The organism is Sphingoaurantiacus capsulatus (genome assembly GCF_042648405.1).
GTDB classification, from domain to species: domain Bacteria; phylum Pseudomonadota; class Alphaproteobacteria; order Sphingomonadales; family Sphingomonadaceae; genus Sphingoaurantiacus; species Sphingoaurantiacus capsulatus.
Genome location: NZ_JBHRXV010000011.1, coordinates 261,476 through 284,319, shown reverse-complemented (window position 1 = coordinate 284,319; position 22,844 = coordinate 261,476). Strand labels below are relative to the sequence as shown.

Here is a 22,844-nt window from a genome sequence, read left to right as displayed (position 1 = left end):
GAAAGCCTCATGTTCCTGAACTTCGTCGACGAGCTTCGCGCCGCCAAGATCAACGCTTCGCTGAAGGAGCACCTCATCCTGCTCGAGGCGCTGAAGGCCGGCGTCATCGACCGCCGGGTCGAGGATTTCTACTATCTCGCGCGCGCCACCTACGTGAAGGACGAGGGGCTGCTCGACCGCTTCGATCAGGTGTTCGGCAAGGTCTTCAAGGGGCTGGAAACCAATTACGGCACCGAGACCGCCGAAATCCCCGAGGAATGGCTGAAGAAGCTCGCCGAGCTGTACCTGACCCCCGAGGAGATGGAGGAGGTCAACAAGCTCGGCTCGTGGGACGAGCTGATGGAGACGCTGAAGAAGCGGCTTGAGGAGCAGAAGGAACGCCACCAGGGCGGCAACAAGTGGATCGGGACGGCGGGCAAGTCACCCTTCGGCGCCTATGGCTACAACCCCGAAGGCGTGCGCATCGGCCAGAAGGAAGGCCGCCATGGCCGCGCCGTGAAGGTCTGGGACAAGCGCGAGTTCAAGAACCTCGACAACGACGTTGAGCTGGGCACGCGCAACATCAAGGTGGCGCTGCGCCGCCTGCGCAAATTTGCGCGCACCGGCGCCGCCGACGAGCTTGACCTCGACGAGACGATCCGCGGCACCGCGAAGAAGGCCTATCTCGACATCGTGATGCGCCCGGAGCGGCACAATGCGGTGAAGGTGCTGCTGTTCCTCGACATCGGCGGCTCGATGGACCCGCACATCAAGCTGATGGAGGAGCTGTTCTCGGCCGCGCACACCGAGTTCAAGCATCTCGAATTTTTCTACTTCCACAATTGTGTCTACGAGGCGGTGTGGAAGGACAACAAGCGCCGGTGGAGCGAGCGGCACAACATGCTCGATGTGCTCCACAAATTCCCGCACGACTATAAGATCATCTTCGTCGGCGACGCCTCGATGAGCCCATACGAGATCAACTATCCGGGCGGTTCGGTCGAGCATTGGAACGAGGAATCGGGCGAGACCTGGATGCGCCGGATGCTCGACGTCTATCATTCGGCGGTGTGGCTGAACCCGATCCCCGAGAAGCATTGGGCGCATGGCCAGTCGATCCAGATGATGAAGACCATCATGGAAGGCCGCATGTTCCCGCTGACGCTCGACGGGCTGGAGAACGCGATGCGCGAACTGACGCGGTCGCACTGATGGGTGAGCTGGCCACCGTCCGCGCGCACCGCGAAGCCGTGGTGCGCGAGCATATGGTCGCCGAGACGGAACTCGATTTCGAGCGCGTCATGGCGACCTTCACCCACCCGCGCTACGAGCTGATCGGTACCGACACGGTGTTCGACGGCGATGCCGAGGTGCGCCGCTATTTCCAGCTGTCGCGCACCCCCTTCCCCGACCAGCGCAACGAAATCATCCAGCTCCACCACACCGACGACGGCGTGCTGGCGGAATTCTGGCTGCTGGGCACCCACAAGGGGCCGATCAGCGCCGGCGGGCAGGTCATTCCGCCGACCGGCAAGTCGTTCAAGGTGCGCATGGCCGCGCTGTTCATCTTCGATGGCGACGGCATCGCTTGCGAGCGGGTGTGGTTCGATCAGTTGTCGATCATGCGGCAGCTCGGCCTCGCCCCGGCGTAGGACGATCGACGCGGATGCCGAGCATCCATCGCGAAGGCTCCTATCGCTTCTTCTTCTATGCGGGCGACCACCCGCCCCCGCATGTGCATGTCGAGCGCGATGGCAGGGCGGTAAAATTCCTGCTTCGGCCGGTTCGCCTCGTGCTCAACGACGGTTTCAATGCTCGCGATCTGGCGAAGATCGAGCGAATGGTGCAAGATAACGTCCACCGTTTGGAGGATGCTTGGCATGGCCACTCTGGCAAGCCCGCGCGATGAGCGGGCGATGGATGTTCGCTTTGCCCATGACCAGCTCGTCGTCGACCTGCGCGACGGGCGGACCATCGCCACGCCGATCATCTGGTATCCGCGCCTTCGTGACGCCACGCCGGAGCAGCGCGCGAACTGGCAGTTGATCGGCTCGGGCGGCGGCATCCACTGGCCGGATGTCGATGAGGATTTGAGCGTCGAGGGCATGCTCGCTGGGCGCCCTGCCGTCGGCTGGGATCGCTAGAGCCGCTTCATGACAGTCAGATTGGCGCGCGCCGAAGACTTGCCGCGCATCGCCGCCATCGAGATTTCAGCGGGCGAGCGGTTTCGTGGGACACATATGGATTGGGCGGCCGATGCCGAGCCGACGCCGCTGGCCGAGCTTGAGCCGGCGCAGGCTAAGGGCGAGCTATGGGTGGCCGAGGATAGCGGCGAACTGGCCGGCTTCCTGTTCGCCCATGCGCTCGACGACGCGCTCTATATCCACGAGGTATCGGTGGCGCTCGGCCATCAGGGCAAGGGCTATGGCCGGGCGCTGATCGAGGCCGCCGCCGACCACGCCCGCGCCAGCGGCTGGGCGGCGCTGACGTTGACCACCGACCGGGTCATTGCGTGGAACCGGCCGCTCTACGAGCACCTCGGCTTCAAGGTGCTAGACGATGGCGAGATGACGCTCGGGCTGTTCGACCGGCTCGATCACGAGCGGCGTCTCTTCCCCACCAGCGCCCAGCGCTGCGCCATGCGGCGCCCGCTCTAGCCGCGCGTCGATCGCCTGCACGGCCTGATCGACCAGCCATTCGGAGATATAGCCGACCGCGGCGCCAGCGGTGATGTCGGTCGGATAATGCGCGCTGGCCGGTATCTGGCCGACGGCGATCGTCGCGGCAGCGGCATAGGCGGGGAGATCGCCCTCGGGATATTCACGCGCCAAGGCCCGCGACACCGCGACGGCGCCGGCGGTGTGGCCCGAGGGAAAGCTGTTGTACGGCCCGTCATGCGGCCCACCGAAGCGAAGCTCGTAATGGCCCTTGTCGACCAGCAGATGCGGCCGCGTGCGGGTCACCGCGCGCTTCACCAGATCCTTAAGCACGATGCTGACCGCCTCCGCGGCCAGCATGCGGGCGCCGGCGCGCATCGTGCGGCGATCCCCGCGCCACCAGCCCATCGCCAGCACGCCCGCCGACAGCGCCAGCAGCGGCGGCTGGTCGCCGAACTTGCCGACCACCGCCACAGCCTTGGCGACCGGGTGGTCCGCCCGCTTCGCCGCGGCGCGCGCCGCCTTCTTGTCGGCGCGCTCGATCTTCTTCACGGCCTTGCGGGCCTTTTTCGGTTCCTTTGCCATCCGCTCTCAACGAGCGGGACGGCTCAAGGGTTCGCCGGCGGCACGCCCTCTTCGGCTTTCAACCGCTTGGCGTGGCCCCCGATATAGGCGCGCACCGCCTCGGCATCGGCGGGGCTCAGCCATTTGGCGAAGCTGATCATGCCGCGGTCCTTCAACTGGCCGCCGATGACGATGCCGTTCCACAGCTCCTTGTCGGCGAGCGCGGCCGAGCGGCGCAGGTCGGGGAGCACGCCCGACGAGATACCGGCCGGGCCGTGGCAGACGCCGCAATTGCTCTCGTAGATCTGCAGTCCCTGCGCCACCTGCGCCGCCGGGAAGCTTTCGGCGGGCGGGTTGGCCGGCGGATTGGCGATCGGCTCGGCGGCGGGCAGCGTCGCGGTGCCGTTCAGCTTGAACACCAGTACCCGGCCATTAGGCATCGGCCGCGGATTGTCGACGAACGACGACGACAGCGGATAGGCGCCGCCATAGCCCGCCATCACCGCCACATATTGCCGGCCGCCGACGCTGTAGCTGACCGGGCCGGCGATGACGCCGGTCTGCGCGTCGAAGGTCCAGAGCTTCTGGCCGTTGTCGGCGCGGAAGGCCTGGAACTCGCCCTTGGCGTTGCCCTGGAAAACCAGGTTTCCGGCGGTGGCGAGCGTGCCGCCATTCCACGGCCCGTCATATTGCGCGCGCCAGACTTCCTTCTGCGCCACCGGGTCCCAGGCGACGAGCTGACCTTTGAGCATCGCGCGGATGACCTTGAAGGTCGCCTTGTCCTCGGGCGGCATGTTCTTTACCGCGTCGACCGCGATGTTCCACGCGCCCTGCCGGTGCGTGTAGCCCTTCTGGTCGGAATAGAGGAACGGCACCTCCTGCGCGGGCAGGTAGACGAGGCCGGTTTTCGGGCTGAACGACATCGGGTGCCAGTTGTGGGCGCCGAGCGCCGAGGGCGCGACCATCTCGTCACCCTTCTGGAAGCGGGCGTTGGGCGTCTCGATCGGCCGGCCGGTCTTCAGATCGACGCCGGTCGCCCAGGTCATCGGCACGAAGTTCTTCGCCGAGATCAGCTTTCCGGTCGCTCGGTCGATCACATAGAAGAAACCGTTCTTCGGCGCCTGCATCAGCACCTTGCGCGCTGCGCCCTCGATATTGAGCGTGGCGAGGATGATCGGCTGCGTCTGGGTGAAGTCCCAGGTCTCGCCCGGCGTGCCCTGATAATGCCATTTATAGGCGCCGGTATCGGGATCGAGCGCGACCACCGACGACAGGAAGAGATTGTCGCCTTTCCCCTGCGAACGGATCTTGTGGTTCCATGGCGAGCCGTTGCCGACGCCGATGTAGAGTTGATCAAGCTCCTTGTCGTAGACGATGGCGTCCCAGACGGTGCCGCCGCCACCCGCCTTCCACCACTCGCCGCTCCATGTCGCCGCCGCCGTCTTCAGCGCGGTGTCGGAGGCAGCGCCGTCGGCGGGTTTCGACGGGTCGCCGGGCACCGTATAGAAGCGCCACGCCAGCTTGCCGGTGGCGGCATCGAAGGCGGAGACATAGCCGCGAACGCCATATTCGCCGCCGCCGTTCCCGATGACGACCTTGCCCTTCACGATGCGCGGCGCGCCGGTGATCGTATAGGGCTGCGACTGATCGACGGTCACGGTGGACCACGCCGGCTTGCCGGTCTTGGCGTCGAGCGCGATCAGCCGCCCATCGAGCGTGCCGAAATAGACGCGACCGCCATAGACCGCGACGCCGCGGTTCACCACGTCGCAGCAGGCGGAAAAGCCGCGCTCGCCCGGCACCTGCGGGTCGTAGCTCCACAGTTCCTTGCCGGTGGCGGCGTCCAGCGCGAACACTTTCGACCAGGCCGAGGTGGTGTACATCACGCCATCGACGACGATCGGCGTCGCCTCCTGGCCCCTGTTCGTGTCGAGATCGTAGGACCAGGCGAGCTTCAGCTGCCCGACATTGGCGTCGGTGACCTGCGTCAGCGGGCTGAAGCGCTGCTCGTCATAGGTGCCGCCGTGGGTCAGCCAGTTCTGCGGCTCGGCGCTGGCGTTGAGCAGCCGTTCGGCGGACACGCCCGACGCGGCGCTCGCCGGCGCGTCCTCCTTTTCCGACACGTTGCACGACGACAGCGCGGCGGCGGCAAGCGCCAGCAGGCTTGCCCGAAGCAGACGACGGCGCATTGGCCCCTCCCCAATTATAATTGGGGGCAGCTTACCCTGCTTCGCGGGTCCGACAATCTGCTCAAAGCTGAGAGGGGAAGGACGCGTACAGCCATACGTTGATTAAGGTCACCGCGCCGGCGCCGAGCATCAGCCAGCCGCGCTTCGGCGCGTCGGTCTTGCGGATGAGGATGTTGAGCCCCGCCCCGATCAGCAGCACCGAGGCGAGCACTGCCAAGGACAGCAGCAACGGCATCATCCCGCTCACAGCAACACCCTTTCCACCGCCTTCTTCCACCCGGCGCGCCGCTCGCGCCGCGTCTTCCCGTCGAGCGCGGGGGTGAAGATGCGATCCGCCTGCCACATCGCCTGCGCTGCCGCCAGATCGTCGAACAACCCGACACCGACGCCGGCAAGCATCGCCGCGCCGAGCGCCGTCGTCTCGATCACCTTCGGCCGCTCGACGGTCATCGCCAGCATGTCGGCGAGGTCCTGGCAGACCCAGTCGTTGGCGACCATGCCGCCGTCGACGCGCAGCCGCGCCGGTGCGACGCCGTCCGAGGCGAGCGCGTCGAACAGGTCGGCGGTCTGCTGGCTCATTGCCTCAAGGCAGGCGCGCACGATGTGGGCGCGCGTCGTGCCGCCGGTCAGCCCGGTGAGCAGCCCGCGCGCATCGGCCCGCCAGTGCGGCGCCCCGAGCCCGGCGAAGGCGGGCACGAAATGCACCCCGCCATTGTCAGGTACCGAACGCGCTAATCCTTCAGTTTCAGCGGCATCTTCGATAATATTCAACCTATCTCGCAGCCACTGGATGGCGCTGCCCGCGACGAAGATGCTGCCTTCGAGCGCGTAGGCCGCCTGCCCGTCCAGCCGCCAGGCCACCGTCGACAGCAGGCGGTTGGCGGAAACCGGCGGTTTGTCGCCCGCCTGCGCCAGCACGAACGCGCCGGTGCCGTAGGTCGCCTTGACGAGGCCCGGCGTCAGGCAGCCCTGCCCGATCGCCGCGGCCTGCTGGTCGCCCGCGCAGCCGGCGATCGGCACCCTGCGGCCCAGCAGCTCGACCTCGCCGAGCGCACCCGCGCAATCGACGATCTCGGGCAGCGCCGCGCGCGGCACGCCCAGCCGCTCGATCATGCCCTCGTCCCATTCGCAGGTGGCGAGGTCCATCAGCAGGGTGCGCGCGGCGTTGGTCGCGTCGGTCACGTGGACCTTGCCGCCGGTCAGGCGGAACAGCAGGTAGCTGTCGATGGTACCGATCGCCAGGCTGCCCGCCTTCGCGGCCCGCGCCACCGCCGGCCAGTTCTCGATCGCCCAGGCGATCTTGGTGCCGGAGAAATATGGATCGAGCAGCAGCCCGGTCTTCGCCTGCACGTCGGGCTCCAAGCCCTCCTCGCGCAGCTCCGCGCAGAGGTCGGCGCTGCGCCGATCCTGCCAGACGATGGCGGGTGCCAGCGGCTCACCGCTGTGGCGGTCCCAGAACACGACCGTCTCGCGCTGGTTGGTCAGGCCGATCGCGGCGATGCGCCCGACGCCGACCCGCTGCGCCACCGCCGTCAGGCAGGCTTCCGTCTTGGTCCAGATTTCGGCGGCATCATGCTCGACCCAGCCCGGCTGCGGATAATGCTGTGTGATCGGCGCGCCTTCGGTCGCGACGATGCACCCCGACAGATCGAAGGCGACGACGCGGGTCGAGGTGGTGCCCTCGTCGATGGCGAGAAGAAGCGGTGTGTCCGTCATGGGGCTTTTCTAGCCAGCGGGCTTCCTCTAGGCAAAGCCGTGCTCGACGACCAGCGCTACGACATCCTCATTATCGGCGGCGGCGTAAACGGGACCGGTATCGCCCGCGACGCTGCCGGCCGCGGCTTGCGCGTCGCGCTCATCGAGGCCGGTGACCTCGGCAGCGGAACGTCCTCCGCCTCCACCAAGCTCGTCCACGGCGGCCTGCGCTACCTCGAATTCTACGACTTCGCGCTGGTGGCGAAGGCGCTCGCCGAGCGCGAGGTGATCCTCGACGCCGCGCCGCACATCAGCTGGCCGCAGGCCTTCGTGCTGCCGCACGCCACCGGGCTGCGTCCGGCGTGGATGATCCGGGCCGGGCTCTTTCTCTATGATCACCTCGCGAAGCGGCGGCAGGTGCCCGGATCATCGGCGATCGATCTTCATCGTGACGCGGCCGGCCGCACGCTCGACCGCTCGCTGACCCGCGCCTTCCGCTACTGGGACGGCTGGATCGACGATTCGCGGCTGGTGGTGCTGAACGCCGTCGACGCCGCGGCGCGTGGCGCCCTCATCCGCACCCGCACCCGCGCGGTGGCGGGGACGCGGCTCGCCGACGACTGGGCGGTCGAGCTCGACAGCGGCGAGAAGCTGCGCGCCAACCACCTGATCAACGCCGCCGGCCCGTGGGCCGAAGTGGTGACGCGCGACCTGCTCGGCCTCGCCAACCCGCTGCAGCTGCGTCTCGTGCAGGGCGCCCACATCGTCATCCGCCGCATCAACCGCAGCGACGATGCCTTCATGCTGCAGCAGCCGGATGGCCGCATCGTGTTCATGCTGCCCTATGAGCAGGATTATTCGCTGATCGGCACCACCGACACGCCCGTCGACCGGCCCGACGCGCCGGCGATCACGGCGGCGGAGGAAGCCTATCTGCTCGACGCGGTGAACCGCTATCTCGCCAAGCCGATCGCCGCCGCCGACATCGTCCACCGCTTCGCCGGCATTCGCCCGCTGGTGCTGGAGGAAGGCAAGGACGCCAAGGAAACGACGCGCGACTGGAGGCTCGTCGCACATGACGACGCGACGCTGACCGTCGTCGGCGGCAAGATCACCACCTATCGCAAGCTCGCCGAGGCGGTGCTGAAGCTGGTTGCGCCCAAGTCGAAGCCGTGGACCAGGGGCGTGCCGCTGCCCGGCGGCGACGTCCCGAAGCGCCGCGGCCAGACCGGCCAGGCGGCCTTTGCCGACTGGCTGCGCGAGCTGGTGGCGCGGCATCCCGACCATGATCCGACGCTGGTCACCCGCCTCGCCCGAATCCACGGCCGCCGCGCCGAGACGCTGCTGTCCGCGCCGCTCGGCGAAAATTTCGGCGGGCTGTTCGAGGCGGAGCTGCGGGTGTTTGCCGAACAGGAATGGGCGCGCACCGGCGAGGACGTGCTGTGGCGCCGCACCAAGATGGGGCTGCACCTCGACGCCGGCGATCGCGACCGCGTCGACGCCTGGATGTCAGCGTTTACGAAGCGTTAAGCGCTTTTGCTTGAAGCTGCGCCGCATATGGGAGCGGTCATGCGAACCGAGGATATTTCTGCGACCGCGCTGACCACGTCGGTCAGCCTGCTCGATGCGCTGCTCGACAGCGCCGCCGCCGCCCTGCCCGGCGTCACCGCCGCGCTCTATGCCCGCGACCTAAGGACGCTCGGCGATGGCGCCGCCATCGTTGCCGCCGATCTCGAATCGACGCTGAAGCCGGTTCGCACGCGGCGCCGTCGCGCCGCCTAGCCTTCGCGCAGGCAGCGCTCGAACACCGCCGGGTCGACGTTTCCGCCCGACAAGGTCAGCACCGCCGTCTTACCCTTCAGGTCGACGACACCCGACAGCGCCGCCGCCAGCGACACCGCCCCGCCCGGCTCGACCACCAGTTTCAGCTGGCTGAACGCGAAGGCCACCGCCTGCATCACTGCCTGCTCGGACACCGCGACCCCGCGCGCGCCCTTCGCCTGCAGGATGCCGAAGGTCAGCGGACAGGTAACGAGCGTCTGCAGCGCGTCGCACAGCGTAGGCCCCGGGTTCTGCACCGCCTCGATCGCGCCATTGGCCAGCGAGCGGGCGATATCGTCATAGCCTTCGGGCTCGACGATCACCACCGGGACATCGCCCAAACCCAGTGAAATCCCCGAAGCGAGGCCGCCGCCGCCGCAATTGACCATCGCGAGATCGAGCTTCACGCCCATCGCCGCGACATCCTCGGTGATCTCGAGGCCGGCCGTGCCCTGCCCCGCGACGATGTACGGGTCGTCGAACGACGGCACGACGGTCGCGCCGCGCGTCGCGGCGAGTTCGGCGGCGATCGTCTCGCGCTTCTCGGTCAGCCGGTCGTAGAAGATCACTTCGGCGCCATAGCCGCGCGTCGCGTCGACCTTCACGCTCGGCGCATCGGACGGCATGATGATCGCCGCCTGCATGCCGAGCAGCTTCGCCGCCAGCGCCACGCCCTGTGCGTGATTGCCCGAGGAGAAGGCCACCACCCCGCCCGCGCGCTCCGCCGCGTTCATCGCCGACAGCCGGTTGTAGGCGCCGCGAAACTTGAACGAGCCGGTGCGCTGCAGATTCTCCGGTTTGATGAAGATTTTACCGCCCGTGAGGGCGTCCAGCGCGTCGCTGCGGAGCAGTGGCGTGCGCACCGCTTCACCGCGAATACGGCTCGCTGCGGCCTCTACGTCGGCCCGCGTGGGGACGGATAAGGAAACGGAATCAGTCAATTAAGCATAACCTTCTGATCGGCCACGGAAATATGACAAAAATTCACCATGTGAAAAATACTTTACATGGGGGGTCATCGACCCTAAATACGCCCTCCGCTGCCCCATGGGGACTTCCAACCGCAAGGCAGCTTTGGTGTCAACCGCCTCTGGAGGTCCCTTGAATTGCACAAGCACAATACTGCGCTGGGGGTAGCGACCACCCTTCGACCGGCCCTGCCGGTGACGCTCATTCGACCGCATGCCGCTGCACGCGCCGCCCGATTCTTCGTGGAGAAGTTTCCGGGTCTGGCGATGTATGCTGTGAAGGCCAACCCCTCGCCGGATCTGCTGAAGGTCCTGTGGGAGAACGGCATCACGCATTACGACGTGGCATCGATCGCCGAGGTTCGGCTCGTCCGCGCGACGCTGCCGCAAGCGAAATTGTGCTTCATGCATCCGGTGAAGTCGCCCGAGGCGATCACCGAGGCCTATTTCGAGCATGGCGTCCGCACCTTCTCGCTCGACACGCATGACGAGCTGGAGAAGATCGTCGAGGCGACCCAGAACGCCACCGACCTGACGCTGTGCGTTCGCATGCGCGTGTCGTCGGCGCATTCGAAGCTCAGCCTCGCCTCGAAGTTCGGCGTCAGCCTCGACGAGGCCCCGGCGCTGCTGCTCGCCGTCCGTCAGGCCGCCGATGCGCTCGGCGTCTGCTTCCACGTCGGCAGCCAGGCGATGGCGCCTGCGGCCTATTCGGAAGCGATGGAGCTGGTGCGCGCCGCGATCGTGCAGGCGGGCGTGACCGTTGACGTCGTCGATGTCGGTGGCGGCTTCCCGTCGGTCTATCCCGGCATGGAGCCGGCGCCGATCGAAGCCTATTTCGACGTCATCCACCGCGCCTATGAATCGCTGCCGATCTCCTATTCGGCGGAACTCTGGGGCGAGCCCGGCCGCGCGCTCTGCGCCGAATACGCCTCGGTGCTGGTGCGGGTCGAGAAGCGCAAGGGCGACGTGCTCTACATCAACGACGGCGCCTACGGGTCGCTGTTCGATGCCGCGCACGTCGACTGGCGCTTTCCGGTCAGCCTGGTGCGTGACGAAGAGTCGACCACGAAGCCGATGGATTTCAGCTTCTACGGCCCGACCTGCGACGACCTCGACTATATGGCCGGTCCGTTCGCGCTGCCTGCGGACATCCAGGCCGGTGACTATGTCGAGATCGGCATGCTCGGCGCCTATGGCGCGGCGATGCGCACGCAGTTCAACGGCTTCGGCAACGGCGAGACCGTGATCGTCACCGACGAGCCGATGGCCTCGCTCTACGTGCCGGCACCGGCACCGCGCGCCACCGTCACGGCGCTGAAAAAGAAGTAAGCGATTCTCCCACCGCTCGTGCGACGGGCGGTGGGACTTTCCCGCTCGGCGCCGGAGACATCCGGCCGCGGGCGGCGTTCCCTTTAGCGGACGCCGAGCCAGCAGACCCTTTCTGTTGACTGGAGACATCAGTGACCGACACCAATCTCATCAACGATCAGCGCAAGGCCGAGCTTCTGTCGAAGCAGGTGCGCCACATCGACATCCGCAGCTTCGACGCGCGGCCGATCATCGACGCGATGGACGGCATGAGCTTCACCTCGCGCGACCTCGCGCGGGCGACGGGCATCTACAACCAGATGCTCGCCGACAAGGATTGCTCGATCTTCCTCGTCATCGCCGGCTCTACCTCGGCGGGCGGCTGCATGGACCTCTATGCCGAGCTGCTGCGCTCGAACATGATCGACGGAATCGTCGCCACCGGCGCCTCGATCGTCGACATGGATTTCTTCGAAGGCCTCGGTCACAAGCATTATCAGGCGCTCGAAGTGCCTGACGACAATGTGCTGCGCTCGCTCTACATCGACCGCATCTACGACACCTATATCGACGAGGAGCAGCTTCAGGACTGCGACCACACCATCGGTGAGATCGCCAACTCGCTGGAGCCGAAGGCCTATTCGTCGCGCGCCTTCATCCGCGAGATGGGCAAGTATCTCGTCGAGCACGGCAAGAAGGACAACAGCCTCGTCAAGCTCGCCTACGAGCATGACGTGCCGATCTTCTGCCCGGCGTTCGTCGACAGCTCGGCGGGCTTCGGCCTCGTCAAGCATCAGGTCGACCGCGCCAAGGAGGGCAAGCCCTACATGGTGCTCGACGCCATCGCCGACTTCCGCGAGCTGACCGACATCAAGATCAAGGCGGGCACCACCGGCCTGCTGATGATCGGCGGCGGCGTGCCGAAGAACTTCATCCAGGACACCGTCGTCTGCGCCGAAATCCTCGGCCATGACGATGTCGAGATGCACAAATACGCGGTGCAGATCACCGTCGCCGACGTGCGCGACGGCGCCTGCTCGTCGTCGACGCTGAAGGAAGCGGCGAGCTGGGGCAAGGTCGACACCGCGCTCGAGCAGATGGTGTTCGCCGAGGCCGGCTCGGTGATGCCGCTGCTGGCGTCGGACGCCTACCATCGCGGCCACTGGAAGGACCGCGCCAAGCGCGCCTACGGCAAGATGTTCGACTGAACATCCGCCACATCGGCTGTTTGACAGCCGAAACGAACTGAACGACCCTCCCCGCCCTCAAAGAAGAGCGGGGAGGGTTTTTCTATGCAGAGTCCGATTCTGGCGCCGGTGGTGGCGCTGATCATCTGGTCGCTGGTCATGCTGGTATGGGCGGTGTTCACCCGCCTGCCGGCGCTGAAGGCGGCGGGCGTCGACATGTCAAAGGCGCGCGGCGGCCGGCCGGGGCAGCTCGACGGCGTGCTGCCCGACGAGACGCAATGGAAGGCGCACAATTACAACCATCTGATGGAGCAGCCGACGCTGTTCTACGCGGTAGCGCTGACCCTCGCGGTGCTCGGCGCCGGCGGCGGGCTCAACGCGCAGCTGGCCTGGGCCTATGTCGGCCTGCGGGTGCTGCACAGCCTCATTCAGGCGACGAGCAACGTCATCCGCTTCCGTTTCCTGGTGTTCGCGCTGGCGACCTTGGCGCTGCTGGCGCTCACCGTCCACGCGGCGATAATCGTCTTCTGACGCGAAAAGGGCCGCTCCTTGGCGGGGCGGCCCTCTCGCTAACCTCTTCTATCGTCATCCCCGCGCAGGCGGGGATCCATAACCCGAAGCGTCGGCGGTAATGGATTCCCGCCTTCGCGGGAATGACGATGAGTTTGTTGGTTTCGCTCCGCCCTTAAACCGCCGCCATCTCGCGCGGCGCCTTTTCAAGCGCATCCTTCATCTGCAGCAGCACCGCCGGCCAGCCTTGCGTGAAATAGGCCAGCGCCTCGTCCCAAGCGCCGCCGCGGCCGAAGCCGGCGTGGGTCAGCGTGATCTTGGTGTCGGCGCCCTTTGCCTCGAAGGTCAGGGTCAGCACGCTGCGCTGTGCGGCGATCTCGTCGAATTCCGCCGGCATGGCGAACTGAACGGTGAGCAGCGCCCCGGCCTCGCGCGCCAGCGGCGTCGCCGCCTGCGCCCCGAGCTGCGCCTCAAACGCGGCGAACACCGCGTCCACCGGCGCGCCGATGTCTTCCTCGAGGTAGATGATGCGCGCCTGCGCCTGTTCCGGGCTGCGCATGAACAGCAGCACCGCCGGCACCGAACCCGAGCGCGTCAAACCAGAAGCGATATGCATTGCGGCCCCCCGCAATATTTCCGGACCACCCGCCCGGACCTACACACTCGCCGATCCCCCGATCGACGAGATGAAACTTATATGAAGATGGCTTAACGGCAACCGAACGGCGCACGATATGCGACGAACGGTTGCAGCCTTACGCAATCATCGCACCAGCCGCGCCGCCAGCTCAACATGCGTGGACCAACGGAACTGGCCGACCGGCCACAGCCGCTCGATGCGAAATCCCGCTTCTACCAGCATCGCAGCATCGCGCGCGAAGGTATTGGGATTGCAGGAGACGGCGCCGATCACCGGCACCTTCGATTTCGCCAGTTCGGCGATCTGCTCCTTGGCGCCGGCGCGTGGCGGATCAATGGCGACGGCGTCGAAGCGCTTCAATTCCTCGGCGCGCAGCGGCCGGCGGAACAGGTCGCGATGCTCGGTGGTCAGCCGCCGCCCCGCCATCCGCGCCGCGCTTTCCAGCGCCTGCACCGCCCCGCCCGCAGCGTCGGCGGCATGGACCTTGGCGTGGGCGCTCAACGGCAGCGCGAAGGTGCCGGCACCGCAGAACAGGTCGGCGATGCTCTTCGCGCCTTCGGTCGCCGCCAGCACCGCGTTGACCAGCGCCGCCTCGCCGTCGGGCGTCGCCTGCAGGAAGGCGCCGGGCGGCAGCGCGACCGGCACACCGCCGAAGCGCACGACCGCCTCGCCATAGGTGATGATGTCGACGCCCTGCGAAGTCTCGACCGCCAGCCGCGCCAGCCCGTGCGTCACCGCGAACTGCGTCAGCCGGTCGAGCACCGCGAACGGCCGCGCGTCGATATTCGACAGCAGCAGGTCGATGCCGCCATCGGTCACGGTCATCGTCACGCCCGCCCCCTGCCCCTCGCGGATCAGCGGCGCCAGCAGCTCGCGCAACGGCGCGATCAGCGCGAACAGCGCCGGCTGCAGGATGTGGCATTCCTTCAGGTCGACGATGCGGTGGCTCGATTCCGCGTTGAAACCGAGTTCGATGGCCTTGCCACGCCGCACCGCGCGCAGCGACGCCCGCCGGCGGCTGCGCGGCGGCGACAGATGCACCGGCTCGATCGCCCCGATGGCGACCCCTTGCGATTCCAGCGCATGGACGATGCGCGCCGACACCCACTCGGCATAGGCCGCGTCGTCGACATGCTGGAGCTGGCAGCCGCCGCACTCGGGGAAGTGGCGGCACGGCGGGGTCTGCCGATGCGGCCCCGCCTCGACCGTGACGCTCTCGCCCTCGGCGATCACCTTGTCGCCCGGTGCCACGCCCGACAGGAAACGCCCTGCATCGGTGACACCGTCGCCGCGCGCGGCAAGCCGCACCACCGTTTCCACCGCGCTCATGCCAGATCCGCCAGCACGGCGGGCAACAGCCCCGGCAGATCCTCGGCGATCAGCCCTGCCCCGCCCCGCTGGCCCGCATCGCCATGCAGCCAGGCGCCGGCGCACGCCGCCTCGAACGGATCGAGCCCCCGCGCCAGCAGCGCGCCGATGATCCCAGCCAGCACATCGCCCGAGCCCGCCGTCGCCAGTGCGGACGAAGCGTGCGCATTGATCGCGGCGCGGCCATCCGGCGCGGCGATCACCGTGTCCGGGCCTTTGAGTAGCACGACCGCGCCGATCCGTGCGGCAGCGGCGCAGACGCGCTCGACCTTGCTGCCGGGAAGGTCGCCGAACAGCCGGACGAACTCGCCGTCATGCGGCGTCAGCACCGCCGGGCCGGCGATCAGCTTCGCCAACCCCGCCGCGTCGTTGGCGAACAAGGTGAACACATCGGCGTCGAGCACCACCGGCTTGCCCACCTCCAGCGCGGCGATGACCTTGTGGCGCTCCGGCCCTAGCGCCGGCCCGATCACCAGCGCCCCGGCGCGCGGTTCGGCCAAGGCCTTGGCGATGTCGCGCGGCGTGTCGGCTTCGGCGAGGACGACGCCCGTTAACTGCGCCGCATTGGCCGCCAGCGCCGCCGACGGCGACAGCAAGGTCACATAGCCCGCCCCGGCCCGCTGCGCCGCCAGCGCCGCCAGCCGCGCCGCGCCGGTGGCATGCGCCGGCCCGCCCACGACCAGCACATGGCCACGGCGATATTTGTGCGTGTCGGCGTCGAGCGCGGCAAAGCGCGGCTTGCCGATGACGGTGAGATCGCTGTGCGCCGGTGCCAGCCCGATCGGCGCGATCACCAGCCGGCCGACATGGGCGGCGGCGGGGTGCAGATAGTGCGCCGGCTTGGCCGCGCCAAAGCTGATGCACAGGTCGCAGGCGAGCGGCGGCGACAGGCAAGCACCGTCGTCGGTGGCAACGCCGCTCGGCAGGTCGATGGCGACGCGAGTGCCCGCCCCCTCTCCCAACCGCGCCAGAATGGCGCTCAGCCGCCCGTCGAGGGGGCGGGTCAGCCCGATCCCGAACAGCGCATCGACAAGCAGCGACGCGGGCGCCGTCGCCTTGTCGAGCGTCTCGACCGGCCCCGTCCAGCCCTCCGCCGCCTGCCGCGCGGTGTCCGTACCCGACGGCGCCAACGCGGCGACGCGCACCGGCCAGCCCGCCTCGGCGAGCGCCAGCGCGATCACATAGCCGTCACCGCCATTGTTGCCGGGGCCGCACAGCACCAGCGTGTCGGCCGGCGCGGCATAGGCGATGATCGCCCGCGCGGCCGCGTGCCCTGCGCGCGCCATCAGCTCGAACTCGCTGACGCCCTGCGCAATCGCCGCCGCCTCCAGCGCGCGCATCTCGGCGGCGGTGACGATGGGGCGGTGGCCGCCGGTCAAAGGGGAACTGTCGGGCATGGTGCGGCGTAAATCCGGCACCTGTTCTAGTTGTGGAGCGTGCGCCATGCCATCACGGACTTTGCTGCTGACCGCCGTGACGCTGACGCTGACCGCCTGCGCCACCGCGCCGACCCATGTGCCAGGCGAGGTTCCGCGCGATGCCAACGGCCGCCCGATCTGGTCGATGATCGAGCCGACCGCAGCCCCGACCCGTTAGATATCCGCGAACACGTGCGTCTCGGCCTTGGCGCCGGGATGCGTCGTCGCACCGGTGCGCGCCGGGCCGACGAGCTGCGCATATTTCCACAGCGCGCCGGACTGATAGTCGTGCGCACGCGGTTTCCACGCGCCGCGGCGCTTCGCCAGTTCCTCGGCGGGCACGTCCAACTCGATGGCGCCGCTCTCGGCATCGAGGATGATGATGTCGCCGTCCTGCACCAGCGCGATCGGCCCGCCCTCGGCGGCCTCCGGGCCGACATGGCCGACGCAGAAGCCGCGCGTGGCGCCGGAGAAACGCCCGTCGGTGATCAGCGCCACCTTGTCGCCCATGCCCTGGCCGTAGATGGCGGCAGTGGTCGACAGCATCTCGCGCATGCCGGGGCCGCCCTTCGGCCCTTCGTAGCGGATGATCAGCACCTCGCCCTCGCGATAGTCGCGCTTCTCGACCGCGGCGAAGCAGTCCTCCTCACAATCGAACACCCGCGCCGGCCCGGTGAACTGCAGCTTCTGCAGGCCGGCGACCTTCACGATCGCGCCATCGGGCGCAAGGCTGCCCCGCAGGCCGACGACACCGCCGGTCGGGGTGATCGGGTTGGAGACCGGGTAGATCACCTTCTGGTCGGGGTTCCAGGTCACCTCTTCGATATTCTCGCCGAGCGTCTTGCCGGTCACCGTCATGCAGTCGCCGTTGAGGAAGCCGCCGTCGAGCATCGTCTTCATCAGCATGTAGACGCCGCCCGCCTCATACATGTTCTTGGCGACATATTTGCCGCCCGGCTTCAGGTCGGCGAGGTAGGGCGTCGACTTGAAGATGCGCGCGACGTCGAACAGGTCGAACTCAATCCCGACTTCCGCCGCCATCGCCGGCAGGTGCAGCGCGGCGTTGGTCGAGCCGCCGGTGGCCGCCACGACGCGCGCCGCGTTTTCAAAGGCTTCGCGCGTGCAGATGTCACGCGGTCGCAAGTTCTTCTCGATCAGCGTCATCACCTGAACGCCGGCCGCATGGGCGATGTCGCCGCGTGTCTGGTAGGGCGCCGGCGTCATGTTGGAATTGGGCAGCGACAGGCCGATCGCCTCGGCGACGCAGGCCATGGTGTTGGCGGTGTACTGGCCACCGCAGGCGCCATGGCCGGGGCACGCGACCTTCTCCAGCGCGGTCAACTCATGCAGTGGGCAGGTGCCGGCGGCATGACCGCCGACCGCCTCGAACACGTCGATGACGGTGACGTCGCGGCCCTGATACTGGCCCGGCAGGATCGAGCCGCCGTAAACGAAGATCGACGGCACATTGAGGCGGAGCATCGCCATCATCATGCCGGGCAGCGACTTGTCGCAGCCGGCAAAGCCGACGAGCGCGTCATAGCAATGGCCGCGCATCGACAGCTCGACCGAATCGGCGATGACCTCGCGGCTGACCAGCGACGCCTTCATGCCCTGATGGCCCATCGCGATGCCGTCGGTAACGGTGATGGTGTTGAAGCGGCGCGGCATGCCGCCGGCGGCGATCACGCCCTCGCGCGCCACGTCGGCTTGCGCGTCGAGGGTGGTGTTGCACGGCGCGCTGTCGTTGCCCGCCGAGGCAACCCCGACGAAGGGACGCGAGATCGCCTCCTCGTCGAGGCCCATCGCATAATAATAGGAGCGGTGCGGCGCGCGCTCGGGCCCGACGCTGACATGGCGGCTGGGCAACCGTGATTTATCGAACCGCTGCGTCATCCCCGCCTCCGATTTTTGCGCAACTAACGATCAACAAAGGATCGTTTCGTAAAATATTCATCTACCAACTCTAGGTGGGCAGCCGGTAGAAGATTCGGCAGGGCGCTGCAATCTTTGCCGTCCGATCGAGGAATCAATCTGCGCGGGGCTGTCGGCCAGCTTTACAATCGCTGCCAGGGCAACCTGCGCGCGCATGTCGCTTCCCCTCGTAAACACGTTTCTTTTTGCCGAATGGCACCGAAGTTGCTTATAAGAGGTCGTTACAGGGGTGCGTTCAAAGATGATCCGTTTTAGGCCGATTCTGATTGCGGTTGCCGCGATGGCTGCGGGCGTGCTTGCGCCGGCGCCAGCGGTCGCGACTCCGGTTTCGATCAACCTGGCCGGCACCTGCTCCACCGAATGCAACACCGACGGCACCGACGGCAACGCGCGCGTCTACACCTTCCTTGACGGGCTCGGCCTGTCGTCGCGGGTTCGCGTCACCGCCTGGTCGGCGACGCAGAACACCTCGACGGGCGCGCTGAGCAACTGGCAGACGGGCTTCGTCGGCCAGTATCAGGGTGGCGGCCTCGGCGTCACCAACCGCAACGAGGGCGACGGGTCGAGCAACAACGGCCACACGATGGACAATTCGTCGGGCATCGACTTCCTGGTGTTCCACTTCGACGGCGACGTGGTTGCCACGGGCGCCGACCTCAACGCCTATGCGATGACCATCTCGGGATCGTCGGGCAAGGACACCGACGCCAGCTTCTACATCGGCTCGTCGACGGTCGCCTTCGGCACCAGCATCAACATGGCGAACACGACGCAGCGGCTGTCGGCGACGAACCGCTACATCGACACCACCGGCCCCGGCTCGGACAATTATCGCAACTTCAACACGACGACCGAGTACAAGGGCAACGTGCTGATCATCGCGGCGAGCGTCGGCGACTATATGCGCAGCGGCGGCGGGAACCGCGCCGACAGCTTCAAGGTGCAGTCGATCAAAGTCGAATATCCGATCCCGGCGCCCGAGCCGGCGGCCATAGGTCTGTTCGGCCTCGGCGTGCTGGGCCTCGGCCTGCGCCGCCGCCGTCGCGGCTAACCCGGCTTTTTAGCACCATTGTCGATCTAATCGGCTGGTGCGTTAACGCATCGCCATTAGTTACATTCCTCAAGCGCCCGGGTGTCTGCGGGCGCGTGTGGAGTGTATCGCGTGCGCCAGTTTTTTCGGGTGATGGTTGCCGCCGTCGCCGCCTGCCTTGCCGTTCCCGCTGCCCCGGCGCTCGCCGCGCCTGTCACCATCAGCCTTGGCGGCACCTGCACCACGAGCTGCGGCCTCGACGGCACCGACGGCATCGCCCGCGTCTTCAGTTTCACCGACAACCTCGGCTTGTCGTCGAGCGCGCGGGTCACCGCCTGGTCGGCGACGCCTAACGTCCTTACCGGCGCGCTGACCAACTGGCGCACCGCCTTCGTCAACTACGCCGGCGACGGCCTCGGCATCACCAACCAAGACGAGGGCACGGGCGCGCTCAACAACCAGGCGGCCATCGACAACCTCACCGGCACCGATTTCCTCGTCATCCGCTTCGACGACAATGTCACCGTCACCGGCGCCACGCTCAACGCCTTCGCGATGACGGCGGGCCTCTGGGGAACCGGGCGCGACGCCGATGCCAGCTTCTTCATCGGCACCAGCACGGTACCGTTCGCGACCAGCATCAACATGGCCGACACGGCGCAGCGCCTGTCGGCGATGACCCACTATATCGAGGCCTCTGGCGACACGAGCGGGTTGCGCGAATTCAACGCCGGCACGCGCTACAGCGGCAACACGCTGGTGATCGCCGCCAGCGTCAGCGAGGCGAACCGCTGGGGCCTCGTCGACCGCCCCGACGCGTTCAAGGTGGCGTCGATCCGCGTCGAATATCCGGTCCCCGCGCCCGAGCCGGCGGCGGTGGGCCTGTTCGGCCTCGGCGTACTGGCGCTCGGCGTGCGGCGGCGGAAGCCCAAAGCTTGACCGTCATCCCCGCGAAGGCGGGGACCCAGCACGGAAATCAGCGCCCGCGATAGCGGGCATTTGCTTCGTGATGGACTGGGTCCCCGCCTTCGCGGGGATGACGAAAGGGGGCGTGGGAGCGCTCTACGCCAGCGTCGCCGCCGTCGCGCTGACGGCATCGGCCAGCCTCTGCGCCCAACCCTCGATATCCTCCGCCGTCTCCAGCAAATCCTGCCGCACCTCGATGTTGATGTAGGGTAGCCCCCGCCCCTCGGCGTGGCGGTTCATCGTGTAGTTGAGTTCGCGCCCCGAATAGGGCTCGTTGTCGCCGACGTGCATACCCTGCCCGCGCAGCGCGGCGATCATCGGCCGCGCGGCGCGCTCGTCCTCATTGTAGAGAATGCCCACCGGCCAGGGCCGCGTCAGCTCGGGGCGGGTCAGCAGGCTCGGCGTGAAGCTGTGCATCGCCACCAGCAGCCGCGGCTGCACGCGCTCGATCATCGCAGTGATCGCGTCGTGATAGGGAATGTGGAAGCGCCGCAGCCGCGCTTCGCGCACCTCGAGCGACAACCCGCTGTTGCCGGGAATGGTGCGGCCGTCGCTGCTTTCCGGAATCAGTCCCGCGGCGTCGGGCTCGCGGTTGAGATCGAGCACCAGCCGCGACACGCCGGCGATCACCGCCGAGGCGTCGAGCAACTCGGCCAGCCGCCGGGTCAGCGCATCGGTGCCGATGTCGATCGCGACATGTTCGTCGAGCAGCGCTGGATCGATGTCGAGCGCGATGTCGTCGGGGACGATGTTGGAGGCATGGTCGGCGACCAGCAGGATCGGCGTGCGGCCGGCGATGACGACGGGGTCCATGCCCCTCGTCTTAGCGGCGGCGGGACACGGCAAACAAACGAAAAACGGCCGCGCTTCCGAGGGAGGAAGCGCGGCCGGCAGAGATCCCCTGGGGAGGGGAGAAGCTTATTTGGCGGCAGCAGCAGCCGGCGTCAGCGACGCGAGGTCGACATTGAGCGCCTTGGCGGCGGCAGCGAACTTCTTGCCCGCGGCGCGGTCGGCGCCGGCGTCGCACAGCTTCTCGCCGATGGCGACGAAGCCGAGGGCCTTCTTCGCGGCCGCAGCATCAGCCGAGGTGCTGGCAGCGGTACGGAGGGCCGACGGGCTCGCGGCGCAGGTCTCGTCGGCCGAAGCCGGGGCAGCAGCGAGGAACAGGCCGGCGGTCGCGGCGGCGATCAGAAGGTTGCGCATGGGAGTCTCCTTGCCAAGTTTGCGGCGCCCGGCCGCTCTACTGAGTTACGCTCGAAACTATATGACTCGTGCTTTTAAGTAGCACTCAGTCGCGCGTCAAGCGGTTTCTGAGTGCCACGCGGTTTGCACAGCAGCGTGCGTTATGCTGCAATGCAGCAGCGCCGCCTACCCTTGGTTTGGAGAGGCTTTAGAAGAAGGCGTGTAACCCCGTCTGCGCCCGCCCGAGGATCAGCGCATGGACGTCATGGGTGCCCTCATAGGTGTTCACCGCCTCGAGGTTCATGGCGTGGCGGATGACATGATATTCGTCCGAGATGCCGTTGCCGCCGTGCATGTCGCGCGCCTGCCGCGCGATATCGAGCGCCTTGCCGCAATTGTTGCGCTTTAAAAGGCTGATCGCCTCGGGCGCGAGGTCGTGGCTGTCCATCAGCCGCCCCGCCGCCAACGCCGCCGTCAGCCCGAGCGTGATCTCGGTCTGCATATCGGCGAGCTTCTTCTGGAACAGCTGCGTCTGCGCCAGCGGCCGACCGAACTGCTTGCGATCAAGGCCGTACTGGCGCGCGGCGTGCCAGCAGAATTCGGCGGCGCCCATCGCACCCCAGGCGATGCCGTAGCGGGCGTTGTTGAGGCAGCCGAACGGCCCGCTCAGCCCCTTGACGTTGGGCAGCAGCCGGCCTTCGGGCAGATGCACGTCCACCAGCGATATCTCGCCGGTCACCCAGGCACGAAGCGAGAATTTGCCGTCGATCTTCGCGGTCGACAGCCCCTTGTCGCCGCGCTCGACGACGAAGCCGCGGATCGCCTCATCGTCGCACTTCGCCCAGACGACCAGCACGTCGGCGATCGGCGAGCTGGTGATCCACATCTTCGAGCCGTTGAGCACATAGCCGTCGGCGGTCTTCTTCGCCCGCGTCTTCATGCTGCCGGGGTCCGAACCGGCGTCGGGTTCGGTCAGGCCGAACGAGCCGACCCATTCGCCGCTGGCGAGCTTCGGCAGATAGCGCTGGCGCTGCTCCTCGGTGCCGTAGGCCCAGATCGGATACATGACGAGCGACGACTGCACCGACATCGCCGAGCGATAGGCCGAATCGGCGCGCTCGACCTCGCGGGCGATCAGGCCATAGGCGACGTAGCTGGTGCCGGCGCAGCCATAGCCCTCGATGGTCGGGCCGAGCAGCCCGGCTTCGCCGAAGCGGCGCATCAGCTCGCGGTCATAGGTCTCGTGGCGGTTGGCGCCCTTCACGATCGGCATCAGATGCTCGTCGGCGAAGGCGCGCGCGCTGTCGCGCACCATCCGCTCTTCCTCGGTCAGGCTCCGGTCGAGGAGAAGCGGGTCCTCCCAGTTGAACTTCGGCCAGGAAGCGGACGCGCCCATGATGATCCTTCGCTCATTTGTTGCTTGCCGC

Annotated in this window: 25 protein-coding genes; 13 read left to right on the top strand and 12 right to left on the bottom strand. The window is 67.4% G+C overall.

The window, feature by feature from the left end; all coding sequences use genetic code 11:
• Positions 1 to 9 precede the first annotated feature (9 nt).
• Genes ACFOMD_RS13595 through ACFOMD_RS13575 form a run of 5 tightly spaced genes read left to right on the top strand, consistent with a single transcriptional unit; the run spans position 10 to position 2,636 of the window.
• The gene (locus ACFOMD_RS13595) at positions 10 to 1,191 is read left to right on the top strand and encodes a vWA domain-containing protein (protein ID WP_380862269.1); all 1,182 of its coding nucleotides are present in this window, start codon (positions 10 to 12) and stop codon (positions 1,189 to 1,191) included.
• Positions 1,191 to 1,631 carry an ester cyclase gene (locus tag ACFOMD_RS13590; protein WP_380862267.1) on the top strand — a complete coding sequence of 147 codons (441 nt, stop codon included), beginning with the start codon at positions 1,191 to 1,193 and terminating at the stop codon, positions 1,629 to 1,631. Before ACFOMD_RS13595 ends, ACFOMD_RS13590 begins: the two co-directional genes overlap by 1 nt.
• A gap of 14 nt (positions 1,632 to 1,645) precedes the next feature.
• The gene (locus ACFOMD_RS13585; protein WP_380862261.1) at positions 1,646 to 1,888 is read left to right on the top strand and encodes a DUF4160 domain-containing protein; all 243 of its coding nucleotides are present in this window, start codon (positions 1,646 to 1,648) and stop codon (positions 1,886 to 1,888) included.
• Positions 1,860 to 2,123: a DUF2442 domain-containing protein gene (locus ACFOMD_RS13580; protein ID WP_380862260.1), complete on the top strand. Its 264-nt coding sequence runs from the start codon at positions 1,860 to 1,862 to the stop codon at positions 2,121 to 2,123. Before ACFOMD_RS13585 ends, ACFOMD_RS13580 begins: the two co-directional genes overlap by 29 nt.
• Before the next feature lie 9 nt (positions 2,124 to 2,132).
• Positions 2,133 to 2,636 (top strand): GNAT family N-acetyltransferase, encoded by a 504-nt coding sequence (locus ACFOMD_RS13575; protein WP_380862257.1) that lies wholly within the window; start codon positions 2,133 to 2,135, stop codon positions 2,634 to 2,636.
• Here the strand turns inward: ACFOMD_RS13575 and ACFOMD_RS13570 are convergent.
• The 4 genes from ACFOMD_RS13570 to glpK all read right to left on the bottom strand — a co-directional run bounded on the left by ACFOMD_RS13570 (position 2,532) and on the right by glpK (position 7,105).
• Positions 2,532 to 3,221: a phosphatase PAP2 family protein gene (locus tag ACFOMD_RS13570; RefSeq protein ID WP_380862255.1), complete on the bottom strand. Its 690-nt coding sequence runs from the start codon at positions 3,219 to 3,221 to the stop codon at positions 2,532 to 2,534. The two genes, ACFOMD_RS13575 and ACFOMD_RS13570, sit on opposite strands and share 105 nt — an antisense overlap.
• A 23-nt stretch (positions 3,222 to 3,244) precedes the next feature.
• Positions 3,245 to 5,389: a PQQ-dependent dehydrogenase, methanol/ethanol family gene (locus tag ACFOMD_RS13565; protein WP_380862253.1), complete on the bottom strand. Its 2,145-nt coding sequence runs from the start codon at positions 5,387 to 5,389 to the stop codon at positions 3,245 to 3,247.
• Positions 5,390 to 5,450: 61 nt separating this feature from the next.
• Positions 5,451 to 5,636: a hypothetical protein gene (locus ACFOMD_RS13560; RefSeq protein ID WP_380862251.1), complete on the bottom strand. Its 186-nt coding sequence runs from the start codon at positions 5,634 to 5,636 to the stop codon at positions 5,451 to 5,453.
• The gene (gene glpK / locus ACFOMD_RS13555; RefSeq protein ID WP_380862249.1) at positions 5,633 to 7,105 is read right to left on the bottom strand and encodes a glycerol kinase GlpK; all 1,473 of its coding nucleotides are present in this window, start codon (positions 7,103 to 7,105) and stop codon (positions 5,633 to 5,635) included. The genes ACFOMD_RS13560 and glpK overlap by 4 nt, the downstream gene beginning before the upstream one ends.
• A 39-nt stretch (positions 7,106 to 7,144) precedes the next feature.
• Between glpK and glpD the strand changes: the two genes are divergently transcribed.
• Positions 7,145 to 8,614 (top strand): glycerol-3-phosphate dehydrogenase, encoded by a 1,470-nt coding sequence (glpD, locus tag ACFOMD_RS13550; protein ID WP_380862247.1) that lies wholly within the window; start codon positions 7,145 to 7,147, stop codon positions 8,612 to 8,614.
• 39 nt (positions 8,615 to 8,653) lie between these two features.
• On the top strand, positions 8,654 to 8,866 hold the full coding sequence (locus tag ACFOMD_RS13545) for a hypothetical protein (RefSeq protein WP_380862245.1): 213 nt from the start codon (positions 8,654 to 8,656) through the stop codon (positions 8,864 to 8,866).
• Here ACFOMD_RS13545 and ACFOMD_RS13540 read toward each other — a convergent pair.
• Positions 8,863 to 9,768, bottom strand: coding sequence for a threonine ammonia-lyase (locus tag ACFOMD_RS13540; RefSeq protein WP_380862243.1), 906 nt, complete (start codon positions 9,766 to 9,768; stop codon positions 8,863 to 8,865). The two genes, ACFOMD_RS13545 and ACFOMD_RS13540, sit on opposite strands and share 4 nt — an antisense overlap.
• Before the next feature lie 243 nt (positions 9,769 to 10,011).
• Between ACFOMD_RS13540 and ACFOMD_RS13535 the strand changes: the two genes are divergently transcribed.
• From ACFOMD_RS13535 to ACFOMD_RS13525, 3 genes are all read left to right on the top strand, one after another.
• Positions 10,012 to 11,202: an alanine racemase gene (locus ACFOMD_RS13535; protein ID WP_380862241.1), complete on the top strand. Its 1,191-nt coding sequence runs from the start codon at positions 10,012 to 10,014 to the stop codon at positions 11,200 to 11,202.
• Between the two features lie 131 nt (positions 11,203 to 11,333).
• A complete protein-coding gene (locus tag ACFOMD_RS13530) occupies positions 11,334 to 12,389 on the top strand; it encodes a 1,9-bis(guanidino)-5-aza-nonane synthase (RefSeq protein WP_380862239.1) in 1,056 nt (351 codons plus the stop codon).
• Between the two features lie 84 nt (positions 12,390 to 12,473).
• Positions 12,474 to 12,899, top strand: a complete 426-nt coding sequence (locus ACFOMD_RS13525; RefSeq protein ID WP_380862237.1) for an MAPEG family protein — start codon at positions 12,474 to 12,476, stop codon at positions 12,897 to 12,899.
• A gap of 154 nt (positions 12,900 to 13,053) precedes the next feature.
• Here ACFOMD_RS13525 and ACFOMD_RS13520 read toward each other — a convergent pair whose 3' ends face one another.
• The 3 genes from ACFOMD_RS13520 to ACFOMD_RS13510 all read right to left on the bottom strand — a co-directional run bounded on the left by ACFOMD_RS13520 (position 13,054) and on the right by ACFOMD_RS13510 (position 16,283).
• The gene (locus ACFOMD_RS13520) at positions 13,054 to 13,494 is read right to left on the bottom strand and encodes an SRPBCC family protein (RefSeq protein WP_380862235.1); all 441 of its coding nucleotides are present in this window, start codon (positions 13,492 to 13,494) and stop codon (positions 13,054 to 13,056) included.
• Between the two features lie 147 nt (positions 13,495 to 13,641).
• On the bottom strand, positions 13,642 to 14,847 hold the full coding sequence (locus ACFOMD_RS13515) for a class I SAM-dependent RNA methyltransferase (RefSeq protein ID WP_380862233.1): 1,206 nt from the start codon (positions 14,845 to 14,847) through the stop codon (positions 13,642 to 13,644).
• Positions 14,844 to 16,283: an NAD(P)H-hydrate dehydratase gene (locus tag ACFOMD_RS13510; RefSeq protein WP_380862231.1), complete on the bottom strand. Its 1,440-nt coding sequence runs from the start codon at positions 16,281 to 16,283 to the stop codon at positions 14,844 to 14,846. The genes ACFOMD_RS13515 and ACFOMD_RS13510 overlap by 4 nt, the downstream gene beginning before the upstream one ends.
• 46 nt (positions 16,284 to 16,329) lie before the next feature.
• Between ACFOMD_RS13510 and ACFOMD_RS13505 the strand changes: the two genes are divergently transcribed.
• Entirely contained in the window at positions 16,330 to 16,482 is a 153-nt protein-coding gene (locus tag ACFOMD_RS13505) for a hypothetical protein (RefSeq protein ID WP_380862229.1), read from the top strand.
• Here ACFOMD_RS13505 and ilvD read toward each other — a convergent pair.
• Complete coding sequence (gene ilvD / locus ACFOMD_RS13500; protein WP_380862227.1) at positions 16,479 to 18,200, bottom strand: dihydroxy-acid dehydratase; 1,722 nt, start codon at positions 18,198 to 18,200, stop codon at positions 16,479 to 16,481. The genes ACFOMD_RS13505 and ilvD overlap by 4 nt on opposite strands.
• Before the next feature lie 319 nt (positions 18,201 to 18,519).
• Between ilvD and ACFOMD_RS13495 the strand changes: the two genes are divergently transcribed.
• Both ACFOMD_RS13495 and ACFOMD_RS13490 read left to right on the top strand, forming a co-directional pair.
• Positions 18,520 to 19,290: a PEP-CTERM sorting domain-containing protein gene (locus tag ACFOMD_RS13495; protein WP_380862225.1), complete on the top strand. Its 771-nt coding sequence runs from the start codon at positions 18,520 to 18,522 to the stop codon at positions 19,288 to 19,290.
• Between the two features lie 111 nt (positions 19,291 to 19,401).
• Positions 19,402 to 20,208, top strand: coding sequence for a PEP-CTERM sorting domain-containing protein (locus ACFOMD_RS13490; RefSeq protein WP_380862223.1), 807 nt, complete (start codon positions 19,402 to 19,404; stop codon positions 20,206 to 20,208).
• Positions 20,209 to 20,331: 123 nt separating this feature from the next.
• Here the strand turns inward: ACFOMD_RS13490 and ACFOMD_RS13485 are convergent, their stop codons facing one another.
• The 3 genes from ACFOMD_RS13485 to ACFOMD_RS13475 all read right to left on the bottom strand — a co-directional run bounded on the left by ACFOMD_RS13485 (position 20,332) and on the right by ACFOMD_RS13475 (position 22,813).
• Complete coding sequence (locus ACFOMD_RS13485; RefSeq protein ID WP_380862221.1) at positions 20,332 to 21,048, bottom strand: N-formylglutamate amidohydrolase; 717 nt, start codon at positions 21,046 to 21,048, stop codon at positions 20,332 to 20,334.
• 105 nt (positions 21,049 to 21,153) lie between these two features.
• Positions 21,154 to 21,438, bottom strand: a complete 285-nt coding sequence (locus ACFOMD_RS13480; protein ID WP_380862219.1) for a hypothetical protein — start codon at positions 21,436 to 21,438, stop codon at positions 21,154 to 21,156.
• A gap of 187 nt (positions 21,439 to 21,625) precedes the next feature.
• Positions 21,626 to 22,813, bottom strand: a complete 1,188-nt coding sequence (locus ACFOMD_RS13475; protein WP_380862217.1) for an acyl-CoA dehydrogenase — start codon at positions 22,811 to 22,813, stop codon at positions 21,626 to 21,628.
• Between the last annotated feature and the right edge of the window lie 31 nt (positions 22,814 to 22,844).

Excerpts from the sequence above, each read along its gene's own strand:
- ACFOMD_RS13575 (WP_380862257.1), top strand. The coding sequence starts at position 2,133 with ATGACAGTCAGATTGGCGCGCGCCGAAGACTTGCCGCGCATCGCCGCC.
- ACFOMD_RS13585 (WP_380862261.1), top strand. The coding sequence starts at position 1,646 with ATGCCGAGCATCCATCGCGAAGGCTCCTATCGCTTCTTCTTCTATGCG.
- ACFOMD_RS13565 (WP_380862253.1), bottom strand. The coding sequence starts at position 5,389 with ATGCGCCGTCGTCTGCTTCGGGCAAGCCTGCTGGCGCTTGCCGCCGCC.
- ACFOMD_RS13475 (WP_380862217.1), bottom strand. The coding sequence starts at position 22,813 with ATGGGCGCGTCCGCTTCCTGGCCGAAGTTCAACTGGGAGGACCCGCTT.
- ACFOMD_RS13515 (WP_380862233.1), bottom strand. The coding sequence starts at position 14,847 with ATGAGCGCGGTGGAAACGGTGGTGCGGCTTGCCGCGCGCGGCGACGGT.
- ACFOMD_RS13590 (WP_380862267.1), top strand. The coding sequence starts at position 1,191 with ATGGGTGAGCTGGCCACCGTCCGCGCGCACCGCGAAGCCGTGGTGCGC.
- ACFOMD_RS13485 (WP_380862221.1), bottom strand. The coding sequence starts at position 21,048 with ATGGACCCCGTCGTCATCGCCGGCCGCACGCCGATCCTGCTGGTCGCC.
- glpK (WP_380862249.1), bottom strand. The coding sequence starts at position 7,105 with ATGACGGACACACCGCTTCTTCTCGCCATCGACGAGGGCACCACCTCG.
- ACFOMD_RS13570 (WP_380862255.1), bottom strand. The coding sequence starts at position 3,221 with ATGGCAAAGGAACCGAAAAAGGCCCGCAAGGCCGTGAAGAAGATCGAG.
- ACFOMD_RS13480 (WP_380862219.1), bottom strand. The coding sequence starts at position 21,438 with ATGCGCAACCTTCTGATCGCCGCCGCGACCGCCGGCCTGTTCCTCGCT.
- ACFOMD_RS13520 (WP_380862235.1), bottom strand. The coding sequence starts at position 13,494 with ATGCATATCGCTTCTGGTTTGACGCGCTCGGGTTCGGTGCCGGCGGTG.
- ilvD (WP_380862227.1), bottom strand. The coding sequence starts at position 18,200 with ATGACGCAGCGGTTCGATAAATCACGGTTGCCCAGCCGCCATGTCAGC.
- ACFOMD_RS13580 (WP_380862260.1), top strand. The coding sequence starts at position 1,860 with ATGGCCACTCTGGCAAGCCCGCGCGATGAGCGGGCGATGGATGTTCGC.
- ACFOMD_RS13545 (WP_380862245.1), top strand. The coding sequence starts at position 8,654 with ATGCGAACCGAGGATATTTCTGCGACCGCGCTGACCACGTCGGTCAGC.
- ACFOMD_RS13595 (WP_380862269.1), top strand. The coding sequence starts at position 10 with ATGTTCCTGAACTTCGTCGACGAGCTTCGCGCCGCCAAGATCAACGCT.
- ACFOMD_RS13510 (WP_380862231.1), bottom strand. The coding sequence starts at position 16,283 with ATGCCCGACAGTTCCCCTTTGACCGGCGGCCACCGCCCCATCGTCACC.
- ACFOMD_RS13505 (WP_380862229.1), top strand. The coding sequence starts at position 16,330 with ATGCCATCACGGACTTTGCTGCTGACCGCCGTGACGCTGACGCTGACC.
- ACFOMD_RS13495 (WP_380862225.1), top strand. The coding sequence starts at position 18,520 with ATGGCTGCGGGCGTGCTTGCGCCGGCGCCAGCGGTCGCGACTCCGGTT.
- ACFOMD_RS13525 (WP_380862237.1), top strand. The coding sequence starts at position 12,474 with ATGCAGAGTCCGATTCTGGCGCCGGTGGTGGCGCTGATCATCTGGTCG.